Origin of the sequence: Trebonia sp. (assembly GCF_049794275.1) — a bacterium.
Classification (GTDB): domain Bacteria; phylum Actinomycetota; class Actinomycetes; order Streptosporangiales; family Streptosporangiaceae; genus Trebonia.
On record NZ_JBARCR010000493.1, the window covers coordinates 1 to 5,465 of the forward strand.

The window sequence follows — 5,465 nt, forward strand, 5'->3', positions numbered from 1 at the left end:
TGCCAATGCCCCAACACGCCGCCGCCTCACGATCGAAGCGACGTACGATCGGTAACCGCTCGGACGGCAGGAGGAGCCTCTTTCGCCGTCGCGATGGGCGGCGTTCCCCACATAGGGCGCAATCGTCTCGCGTTATGTCCTTTTTGCCCTAGTTCATCGGTGCCTTTCGCGCCCTATGTGAGGGCCGGCCGGCCAAGCGCGGCCCGACCGCGGCTGCCGACTGCGGCGGGGCTGGCGATAGAACCAGGAGGTCTAGCGCCAGTGGCCGGCTACAGCCGGGGCTACCTGGTCGGCGTAGGCGTCGAACGTGGCCAGCATCGAGGGTCGCGCCGATCCAGAAGGGGGTCCCTGCGCAGCTCGAGGCCGTTCATCAGCGGCATAAACGCCTCGTTCCTCGTCGCCTGCGCGGTCGCTGTCGCCGGCGACCTCATCGCCCTCCTGACCCGCAGGGGCCAAGATAGGACGCATGGACATTGACGCGGCGCTCGACTACGTCCGCACGCAGCACCACGCGGTGCTCAGCACCCTCAAGAGTGACGGGACACCACAGCTCTCGCCGGTGACCGCCGGGATCGATGACGCCGGCCACGTGGTGATCAGCACCAGGCAGACCGCCTACAAAGTTCGCAACGTCCGCCGTGACCCCCGGGTCTGGCTGTGCGCCTTCCCCGACCAGTTCTACGGCAGGTGGGTGCAGATCGAGGGCACCGCGGACATCGTCGAACTGCCCGAGGCGATGGACGGCCTGGTCGACTACTACCGGCGGATCTCCGGCGAGCACCCGGACTGGGACGACTACCGGGCCGCGATGGAACGCGAGAAGCGAGTCCTGCTGCGCGTCACCGTCACCAGGGCAGGACCCGACGTCAGCGGCTGAGGAACGTCAGCCGGCCGGCGGGCGGAACATGTAGCCGACCCGGTACTCGGTGACCAGGCACCTGCCGTAGGCCGGGCCGAGCTTGTGCCGCAGCCGGCTGACGTGCACGTCGACCGTGCGGCTGTCCGCCGTGAAGCGGCGCTGCCACACCCGCTGTACCAGGTCGGCGCGGCTGAACACGGTCGTGGGATGCGCGCTGAGGAAGGCCAGCAACTCGAACTCCTGGAAGGTCAGGACGATCTCGCGTCCGTCGGCCCACACCCGGCGCTGCTCGTGGTCGAGCAGCAGCCCCGTCCTGACGCCCTCCGCCGCCGACGCGGCGGCCTCGTCCGGCGCGACGCCGGGCCCGGCCACCGGGTAGCCGACGATCGCCAGCGACGTCCCGGTCCCCGGGATCGGGACCACGGCGAGCAGCGTCCCGTCCGCGCCCTGCTGCGGCACCGGGGTCACCGGCTGCTCGTCCGCCTGGCCCAGCAGCTGCGTTCCTATCCGCACGCGTTCCGTCACCTCCCGCACCGCCCCGCGCGCACTGCCCGCATATAGCCTAGTAAATAGGTCGCTTTTGTCAAGAAATTAGTAACGAAAAGCCCGAAAAACTTGTGAACAGACCGGAGGCTAGCGGGCTGGCGCCGTCCACGAACCCGAGCCGTCGGGGAGGTGCCCGCCGTACCAGAACTCGATCAGCCGGCGCGCGATCGACGACGTCGGCGCCACCGCCAGTTCCCCCGTGCCGATCGCGGCCAGCATCTCCTCGCGGGTGAACCAGCGCGCCTCGCCGATCTCCTCGGCGTCCACGGTGATCCGCTGCCCGCCAGGGGCCGCGGCCTGGAACCCGAGCATCAGGCTGCGCGGCATCGGCCACGGCTGGCTGCCCAGGTAACGGATGTGGCCGACCGTGATCGCGGTCTCCTCGAATACCTCGCGTGCCACCGCGTGCTCGGCGGACTCGCCCGGCTCCACGAACCCGGCGAGCACCGACATCCGCCCCTTCGGCCACAGCGCGTTCCTGGCCAGCAGGCACCGGTCGTCGGGGTCGGTGACCAGCATGATCACCGCCGGATCCAGCCGGGGAAAGTGCTCGCTGCCGTCCGTCGGGCAAGTGGTCACGTGCCCGGCCGGCGCGGGCACCGTCGGCGTCCCGTCCCGCGGGCAGTGCGTATGCGTGTCGTGCCAGTTCGCCAGCGCCACCGCGTGCGTCAGCAACCCCGCGTCCCGGTCGCTGAGCAGTGCGCCGACCTGCCGGAGGGACATGGGCTGCACATCGTCTTCTCCGGAACGTACGCGGCTTACTCCCCCTGGCACGCTCACCCCGAAGTAGACGACGTCGTCGGTGTCCACGCCGAGCAGGAACTTTGTCCCCTCCGGTGCCTCGGCGGACGAGATGAACACCAGCTCAGGCCCGCCGTCAGCGGACCGCACCAGCGCCTGTGAGTCGCTGACCACGAGCACGCGGCTGCGCGGGTCCGCCCAGGCGGCCTCCACCCACGCGCCGTCGGCACGCCGGGCCGTCGCCCGGTCGACCGTGGAACGGGAAAGCGCCAGCCGGCCCAGCGGGCCATCATCCAGCTGCTCGGTCTCCGCCGCGCTCACCGCCGGCCCGCGCCCTCAGCGCGCATCGCGGCGAGCACCTCGGCAGCGTTGGATTCGACAAAGTCCCGGACGTCCATAAAACCTAACGTACCGGTTCAAAGGCGTCACCCTTGCCGAGCAGGCCCGCCGCGGGGATGGACACGGTCTTGCCGGGACGCGAGGTCACCCAGCCGATGCGGACCGCGTCCTCGCCGGCCTGCTTGAGGGCGGCCAGCGCGGCCTGCTGCTCGGACTTGCCGACAACCACGCAGAACCCGATGCCCATGTTGAACGTGGCGTACATCGTCGCCTGCGGGATGTTTCCCTTGTCGGCCACGAGCGTGAAGATCTCCGGGGTGGGCACCAGCGCGTCCAGCTCGTAGGACACGTCGGCGGCGAGCCTGGCGATGTTCAGCAGGCCCCCGCCGGAGATGTGCGCCATGCCGCGCGGCGTGATCCCCGCCGTCCACAGCGCCTCCGCCGCGGTGACGTACACCCGCGTCGGCTGCAGCAGCGCGTCCGCCAGGCGCCGGCCGGTGCCGGGCACCTGGTCGCTCAGCGACATGCCGCCCTTCTTGAACAGCGCGTGCCTGGCGAGCGAGTAGCCGTTGCTGTGCAGCCCGGAACTGGGCAGCCCGATCACCACGTCACCCGGCCGCACGGAGCTGCCGTCCACCGGAGTGCGCCAGCCCTGGGTGGCAAGAGGCGGGAGGGCGCCGATCGCGGTGCCCACCAGGTCGAGCATCGGGCCGCCGCCCGCCGAATCGGCGAGCATCTCGCCGATCTGCGCTATCTCGCCGCCGGGGATGGCGATGCCCGCGAGCTCAGCGCCGAGGAACAGCCCGCGTGCCACCTCGTCAAGCACGCCCTCGTCGATCCGGTCGATGGCCATGTAGTCGAGCAGCGCCAGCGGCACCGCGCCGACGCAGATCAGGTCGTTGACGTTGTTCGCGACGCAGTCGACGCCGATCGGCTCCCAGCGATTCGCCTCCCTGGCCAGCAGGATCTTGGTGCCCACGCCGTCGGTGGTCAGCGCCAGCGGCGGCCCGGGCGGCAGGTGCATGAGCGTGGCGAAGTACCCGCTGGCCAGACCGGTGATGGACGTAACAAGCGGCGACTTGACCTTGGTGCGGGCCAGCCACGGGCGCATCACCCGGGCGAACGCGACCTGTTCGCGCTCCTCGTCCACCCCTGCCGCGGCGTAACTGGAGGACCCGGACTCAGGAGGCGTCGCGTTCATGGGGGCCAGATTAGCCGACCGTGGCCGGTCAGCCTTTTAGGCGGGCGACAATCGATGACGTCGTTGGTCGTGACCTTGTGCCCGATGTGGCGGCGAGAGACAGTTATTTCGCGTATGCGCAGCCGACGACGAGGAGCACACATGGCAAACGAGTTCTGGCGCGAGCTGAAGCCGGTCGCTGAGGTCTTCCGGCCAGGCGCGGCCCCGGAAGCGTACATTCAGGATGCCGCCACGCTAGACGAACGCTGGTACGCGCCGCTGTCGCCGACGGCCGGGAGCCGGCCGCTGTTCATCTCCCCCAGCCAGAACCGCTGGTGCGACGTCCTCATGGCCAAGGGCGCGGGCCTGGTGAACCGGCACTATCACCCGCAGCAGGTGTTCGCGTACACGATCTCCGGCAAGTGGGGCTACCTGGAGCACGACTGGGTCGCGACCAAGGGCGACTGGATCTACGAGGCGCCGGGCGAGGCGCACACGCTCGTGGCCTACGAGTCGGACGAGCCGATGATGGTCACGTTCAACGTGACGGGGCCGCTGATCTGGCTCGACGAGAACGGCGAGCCGAACGGCACGTTCGACGTCTTCGACTACATCAAGCTGTGCCGCGACCACTACGAGAAGGTCGGCATCGGCGCCGACTACGTGGACAAGCTGTTCCGCTAGCCTGGATTCATGCTCATCGCCTTCTCGGTCACCCCGCTCGGCGTGGGGGAAAACGTCGGTGAGATCGTCGCCGAAGCCGTCCGCGTGGTCCGCGCCAGCGGCCTGCCCAACAGGACCGACGCGATGTTCACCACGGTCGAGGGCGACTGGGACGAGGCGATGGCCGTGGTCAAGGAGGCCGTGGACGCGGTCGCCGCGCGGGCGCCCAGGGTCAGCCTCGTGCTCAAGGCTGACCTGCGCCCGGGCGTAACCGACGCGCTGAACGCCAAGGTCGAAACCATCGAGCGCTACCTCAGTCCCTGAGCCCGGGACAGCGCGGGGTGGCGCGGCCGGGCGGTTGCGGGGTTATTCGGCTATGGGGACGCGCTGGATCAGGGCTATGAGGCCCGCCTCGTCGAGGAGGTCGGCGGGGCGGACCGTTTTGTCGTGGCGGACGTAGTAGAAGGCGGAGCGGACCCGGTCGAGGGGGGCGCCGGCCAGCGTTGCCCAGGCGAGGCGGTAGGCGGCGAGCTGCACGGCGACGGCGTCTTTCTCCGCTTTCGTGCGCGGCGGCTTGCCGGTCTTCCAGTCCACGACGTCGAAACCGCCGTCCGGTTCGCTGAACACCGCGTCGATCCTGCCGCGCACCTGGCGGTCGCCGATGACCGTGTCGAACGGCACCTCGACCGCGCTCGGCCACCTGCCGCCCCACTCGCCCGCCTCGAAGCGCGCCCGGAGCTCAATCAGGTCGTCGTCGGTGTCCTCTTCCTCGGCGAACAGGTCGTCGTCGCCGATCAGCCGCTGCTGGCCGAACCGCTCCTCTAGCCACAGGTGGAACGCGGTGCCGCGGCGGGCCTGGCGGGCCGGCGGCCGGGGCATCGGGCGGCGCACCTGCCTGGCCAGTTCGTCCGGGTCGCGGGCTAGCGCGACCAGCGCGGACACCGACAGCCTGGCGGGCAGCAGCACGTCCACCGGGCCGTCGCCGCGGCGCCTGCGCCGCTCCCGCTCCGCGAGCAGCAGCCCGGTGTCCAGCTCCCAGGCCGCCACCAGCTCCTGCTCGGCTTCTGACAGCCCGGTACTCGCCGGGCTGACAACCGCCGCCGGGGTGCCGACCTCCGCCGCCAGCCGGGCGGCGTC

7 protein-coding genes are annotated in these 5,465 nt (G+C 70.3%); 3 read left to right on the forward strand and 4 right to left on the reverse strand.

Going from position 1 to position 5,465, the window contains the following annotated elements:
• Positions 1–466 precede the first annotated feature (466 nt).
• Positions 467–877: a PPOX class F420-dependent oxidoreductase gene (locus WA805_RS13400; RefSeq protein WP_422289532.1), complete on the forward strand. Its 411-nt coding sequence runs from the start codon at positions 467–469 to the stop codon at positions 875–877.
• A gap of 6 nt (positions 878–883) precedes the next feature.
• Here WA805_RS13400 and WA805_RS13405 read toward each other — a convergent pair whose 3' ends face one another.
• From WA805_RS13405 to purM, 3 genes are all read right to left on the reverse strand, one after another.
• Positions 884–1,372 (reverse strand): winged helix-turn-helix domain-containing protein, encoded by a 489-nt coding sequence (locus WA805_RS13405; RefSeq protein WP_422289534.1) that lies wholly within the window; start codon positions 1,370–1,372, stop codon positions 884–886.
• 120 nt (positions 1,373–1,492) lie between these two features.
• Positions 1,493–2,467 (reverse strand): NAD(+) diphosphatase, encoded by a 975-nt coding sequence (nudC, locus tag WA805_RS13410; protein ID WP_425242496.1) that lies wholly within the window; start codon positions 2,465–2,467, stop codon positions 1,493–1,495.
• A gap of 82 nt (positions 2,468–2,549) precedes the next feature.
• The gene (gene purM / locus WA805_RS13415; RefSeq protein WP_422289538.1) at positions 2,550–3,686 is read right to left on the reverse strand and encodes a phosphoribosylformylglycinamidine cyclo-ligase; all 1,137 of its coding nucleotides are present in this window, start codon (positions 3,684–3,686) and stop codon (positions 2,550–2,552) included.
• 141 nt (positions 3,687–3,827) lie between these two features.
• On the opposite strand from purM, the gene WA805_RS13420 reads away from it, so the two are divergent.
• Together WA805_RS13420 and WA805_RS13425 are read left to right on the forward strand one after the other, a co-directional pair.
• The gene (locus tag WA805_RS13420; protein WP_422289540.1) at positions 3,828–4,349 is read left to right on the forward strand and encodes a 2,4'-dihydroxyacetophenone dioxygenase family protein; all 522 of its coding nucleotides are present in this window, start codon (positions 3,828–3,830) and stop codon (positions 4,347–4,349) included.
• Positions 4,350–4,358: 9 nt separating this feature from the next.
• A complete protein-coding gene (locus tag WA805_RS13425; RefSeq protein WP_422278887.1) occupies positions 4,359–4,652 on the forward strand; it encodes an MTH1187 family thiamine-binding protein in 294 nt (97 codons plus the stop codon).
• A 42-nt stretch (positions 4,653–4,694) separates the two neighbouring features.
• Here WA805_RS13425 and WA805_RS13430 read toward each other — a convergent pair.
• Positions 4,695–5,465: RecB family exonuclease (locus WA805_RS13430; RefSeq protein ID WP_425242497.1), on the reverse strand; the 771-nt coding region annotated here is incomplete at its 5' end.